Here is a 4,689-nt window from a genome sequence, read left to right as displayed (position 1 = left end):
ACGATCACCACCCAACGCAGCCGGCGTTTCGGGCGTGTTGCCTACGCCGAGGACGGAACCGGTGAGTGCACTGATCGGCGTCGACCAGGAACCTTGCCCAGCCGCGTTGTTCCCGGCAATCCTGAACCAGTAGCGCGTACTCGCGTTGAGCCCCGCCACCACCTGGGTTGGCTCATCCGATGGAGTGCGCGTAACCGAAGCCCAAGAGCTCTCCTCAAAGCCGGGGTCGGCGGGGTTCTGGTCTGTGAGTTGCACAGCGTAGTCGCTCGGCTTCCCGGTGATGTCGCTCGGGTACCTTGACACCCGCACTCCGCCGCCGCTCTGACCATTGCCCTGATACAACTGCGCGCCGTCGGCGGTCATCGCGACTGCGCTCGATGCCGGTGTCAGAGCCGTGTTCGGTTGCTCCCTCCAGTTCTTGCCGCCGTCGCCTGAGGTCCACACCGAACCCGTGGTGTGGACGCCGCCGATCGCCAGCTGGGAACCATTGGCCCAGGAGGCGAGGCTCAGCCACGAATCGCCCGCAGCCGAGGCGAGTCCCGCCGCATTGACGAGCGTCGCCGTGGTACCGAGCGCCGCAAAGGTCTCGGACTTTGACACGTATACCTTCGACACCGCCGACGCGCCGGACCCGGTCACTCTCGAAGACAGCAGCGTCTTCCCGTCGCCAGAGAGCTCGACAGCGGCGATGTCCGCGCCGCCCATGTTTGCGCGCAACGCCCAGTTCGTTCCGGTGTCTTGCGAGACGTACACGCCCGCGGTACCGGTGCGAGGTGCGGGGAGCCCGATCACAATGCGCAGCCCGTCATCGGACACCGCGATACCGGCATAGTGCCGAGCCGTGGTGTTCGGCTGCCCGCCCGAAGTAGCCCACGTGGTGCCGCCGTTCTTCGACACGTAGATGGCACCGTAGTTCGAAGCGTCGATCGTGGACCGTGCCGCGAGCAGCACCTGCCCGTTCGCGGAAGAAGACACCTGCCAGTGCCCCTCAATGGTTGTCGCGGGCAGCGGAACGACCGATGCCGATGGCTGAGCCACCCAGTCCACGGTCGCGGCGTCGCTCACACCGTGAGCTACATATAGGGGACCTGTGGCGCCGTTTGAGGATGGCTTGCCCGTGATCAGGGTTTCGCCGTCACCGGAGACGTCGACCGCCCACGACCCGCCACTCTCTGCGGCGCCGAGCGCTGTCTGTTCGATGAAGCTCTCACCAGAGTCGGTCGAGACATATACGGCTCCGCCCGGCCTGCCGAGGGCCACCACACTGCCATCATGGGAGACGGCAACTGCCCAGGACGCTGCACTCGCAGCATTTGCGCCAGGGATGTCGGCCAGTCCGTTCCAGGCACGGCTCGTCGCCCCGGCTGCCCAGTCCAGGGTCACCAGCGTGCCAGAAGCAGTACCCTTCACCTTCGTCGGTGTGCCAGGAACGACGGCCTCCACGGCGGACAGCGCACCCGCGATCGGCGCCTGCTCCGCCGCTGACGGCGATTCTTTTGCATCAGGCTCAGGCCCATTTTCCGCTGGGGTATCTGGTTCGGAGGGCGCTCTGACGTCCCCTTCATGCTCGCCGGTTTCAGTCGGGACTTCGGGCTGGGAGGGTGTCTCCCCGGATTGGGTTTGGTTCTCCGCGGGAGCCTCACCTTCCGAGGGATACTCGATCGTCTCATCTTGCGCAAAAGCCACCGACGGTACTGTTACGGACGGAGCAAGAATGCCGAGCAAGGCAAACGCAGCAATTGCGCTCTTCACGCGAAGACTCAACCCGGGTACCTCAGTTCATCAGACCACCAAATTTGCGACTCTGCTGCCTCCAGCTAGCACGACCTCGGCTACCGCAAAATCGCACGCCCATGATGTACGACCGCAGCAGCCTAAGCATCACGAAACGCGAGTTCGGCAACCTCTACCGAAGAAGTCCAGGTGCTGCTGCATTCAGCTAGACGTAGGATTGACGCTACTCGCAGATGCCCGCCCCCCCCGGCACATCTGCATCAAACCAGCCGGCGTGCACCCAGATAGCAGTATCGTCGTCGCGAGAGTAGGTGAATGCTGACGACTGGATAAGTACATTGGCCATCACAAGGGGGCTGCCTTGCGAATGAGAAGATCCCAGCGTCGGGGATGAAGGTGTCTCGGCGGGCAGACTCGTGGTCCACGAGACAGGACTCTTGTCTTGCCCCCTGGCGACGGGACGACAGTTCATCATTCGAACATCAGGCTTGCTGGAAGCATCCGGGTCTAAGGGCGCGACTCTTCCATGGAGCATAGGGGCGGCACATTGTTCGAACCCAGGTCGAGTCCAAACAGATAGAGTCGCCCGAATCCTCGGCAGCCCCCATCTTTCAGCAAACGCCATGCCACCCCGCAGCAGCACGTAGCCCCTTCTCCAGCACGAACCTCCACCCCCGAATTCAACTTCCCCAAGGAAAGAACGACCGCTTCCACCAGACCCTGTTCTACTGGCTCGACGAACGACCTCTCGCCACCACGATCGCCAATTTGCAGGAACAAGTCGACCAGTTCGATGCCATCTATAACATCGAACGCCCCCAAGGCCCCGGACGGGTTTCCCCGCAACCCACATGGGATGCGCCCGAGGCCACGGCTCAAAGCGCTCTTAAAGCACTGCATTGGGGAGCGCCACATGCATCGCCTTCACTAGGCCAGAACAATACTCCCCGAGTTGAGGAATAAGCGTATAGGCGTGATCCCTCAACTCCTGGTTGGTAGCAGGTGTTCCCCGGCCCCAGGAGAAGCGGTCTGCGAGGGGGCCGCAGACTCACACCTCCCGTTAGCCCCTCCGGACTGCAGCAGCGGTTCTCGTCCCCGTCGTTCTTGGATTCAGAAGGAGGGGTGATTCCCCTCCTGATTGGTTAGCGTCAGCGCTATGACGAGCAGCTAAGTAGCAACGGTTCTGGTGGTCACGGCGATCCTTCTCCTGCCAACTACGGTCTGGTTGAATGACCGGAGGATGCGACGCAAGAGCAGTACGCCACTTTCAGGGATGATTGCGTCCTTCGACAAGTCATTCCGTCCCAAGGCGGCGAAGGCCAGCGAGATCCGGGAGATTCAGCGTGGACTCCCGGCGGGCGTCTCCGTTCCAGGAGATCCCCTGAGGCCTGGCGGGACGATCACCGTCACGTTGCCGATTTCGAGCCGTCGCTAGGGTTGAAACATGACGGATGTGGTTGCCTCGCTCTCGGAGGTTCGCAATGCGATCGATGACCTGGATCGGCAGATCATTGCTCGGATCGCCGAGCGGCAGCAGTGGGTTGTCGAGGCCGGTAAGCTCAAGAAAGACGAGGAGGGAGTGAGGGCGCCCGACCGAGTAGCGCAGGTCATTGGCAAGGTTCGTGGTCTGGCAGTGGAGGCTGGTGCTTCCCCGGACGTGGTTGAGAAGGCCTACCGTGCGCTGATCGCCGGATTCGTCGAGCTAGAGCTAGAGCTAGAGATCCACCGGGCTCGAGCGGAGTAGCCGTTCTCCGGCCCGGTCGGACGGCACCCGCCTCTGCATCGCCCTTTGCGGCAACCTCTTGAACTGATTGCCGTGGGCGTATGTGGGGCCGCTTGGCGTTTCTTCTCCGCGACGTGTCTGTGGTCAGGTTCGCTTTGCCCAGGCGGCAACCGCCGCCAGAGATCTCGGGCGTCCGAGGTGCCATCCTTGTGCGAGATCACATCCCAGACCTCGAAGCGTGCCAGCATCCTCGCCGCACTCCACCCCCTCTGCGACGGTCGTCAGGGAGAGATCCTGGCTGAGACTGGCAAGAGCCTTCACGACCGACTGTTGCTTACGGTTGCTACAGATGCCCTTCGTGAGGCGGGCGTCGAGCTTAAGCACCTGGAACGGCAACGTGACGAGCCGAGCGAAGTTTGAGTAGCCGATGCCGAAGTCGTCCATCGCCATCTTGATGCCATGTTTCTGCAGGCGCTGGAACGTGGATTGCGCCTCGCCTTCAGGCAGGATCTGTTCGGTCACCTCAAGCTGGACCCTGTCAGGGCTGAATCCCGTCTTCTCGATGGCCAGGAGGATGGTCTCCGCCATTTCGCGTTGCGAGAGCTGTGATGGTGACAGGTTGAACGAGAGATAGAAGCTGCCGGGGAGTTCCGCGGAATGCCCGCAGACCGTTTCGAGGAAGCTGATCAAGAGTACGTCGAGGAGGCCGGCATCCTCGAAGGCGGGCACGAACCGCCGCGGCGGGATATGGCGACCGTCCGGGGTTGTCCATCGGGCTAGGACCTCGAACCCGCGGATGTCCCCTGATCGCATACTCGCAATTGGCTGGAGGGCTGGCCGGAGCTCCCCGTGTTCGATCGCCTTCCGCAGTTCGGCATGATCTGATGTCCGCGCGAAGAGGTCGTTCATTTCGGAGAGGCCCTTTCTCTCGGGAACCGCCGGGATACATACCAGGAACAGCGCATGGCGTGCCTGTCTCGGAGCTGTTTTGGACGCAAAGGTCCATGGCGCTTCGTGACGGCAGTTCCGGGAGCTGCTAACGGTGCCGCAGTGAAGCCGGACGGCTTGTTGCTCGGAATGCTTGATTGAAGTGAGGGCGGTGCGCGGCGTTCTGGTACTACTTGGGGGAGGACACAGGACGCCGCGCACCGCGGGAGGGGCTGGGAAAGTCGCCTCCGAACGCAGGGCCCCGTACCCGGCGCAGACCACATAGGGGGGGGGGGGGGGGGGGG

Annotated in this window: 2 protein-coding genes and 2 pseudogenes; 2 read left to right on the top strand and 2 right to left on the bottom strand. The window is 62.8% G+C overall.

Going from position 1 to position 4,689, the window contains the following annotated elements; all coding sequences use genetic code 11:
- Positions 1-1,752, bottom strand: a pseudogene (locus XM48_RS17665) (hypothetical protein); the annotation flags it as partial.
- Positions 1,753-2,424: 672 nt separating this feature from the next.
- Here XM48_RS17665 and XM48_RS18380 point away from each other — a divergent pair.
- Positions 2,425-2,595 (top strand): annotated as a pseudogene (locus tag XM48_RS18380) (IS481 family transposase); the annotation flags it as partial.
- A gap of 583 nt (positions 2,596-3,178) precedes the next feature.
- Entirely contained in the window at positions 3,179-3,478 is a 300-nt protein-coding gene (locus tag XM48_RS00195; protein WP_046453757.1) for a chorismate mutase, read from the top strand.
- A 123-nt stretch (positions 3,479-3,601) separates the two neighbouring features.
- Here XM48_RS00195 and XM48_RS00190 read toward each other — a convergent pair whose 3' ends face one another.
- The gene (locus XM48_RS00190; RefSeq protein ID WP_046453756.1) at positions 3,602-4,366 is read right to left on the bottom strand and encodes an EAL domain-containing protein; all 765 of its coding nucleotides are present in this window, start codon (positions 4,364-4,366) and stop codon (positions 3,602-3,604) included.
- Positions 4,367-4,689 lie beyond the last annotated feature (323 nt).

The sequence above is a fragment of the Leucobacter sp. Ag1 genome, from assembly GCF_000980875.1.
GTDB lineage: Bacteria > Actinomycetota > Actinomycetes > Actinomycetales > Microbacteriaceae > Leucobacter > Leucobacter iarius.
Note: the sequence above shows the minus strand (reverse complement) of the source record. Positions and strands in the feature narration are given on the sequence as shown.

What these genes read in the sequence shown, in the direction of transcription:
- XM48_RS00190 (WP_046453756.1), bottom strand. Translation starts at nt 4,366, where the DNA reads ATGAACGACCTCTTCGCGCGGACATCAGATCATGCCGAACTGCGGAAG.
- XM48_RS00195 (WP_046453757.1), top strand. Translation starts at nt 3,179, where the DNA reads ATGACGGATGTGGTTGCCTCGCTCTCGGAGGTTCGCAATGCGATCGAT.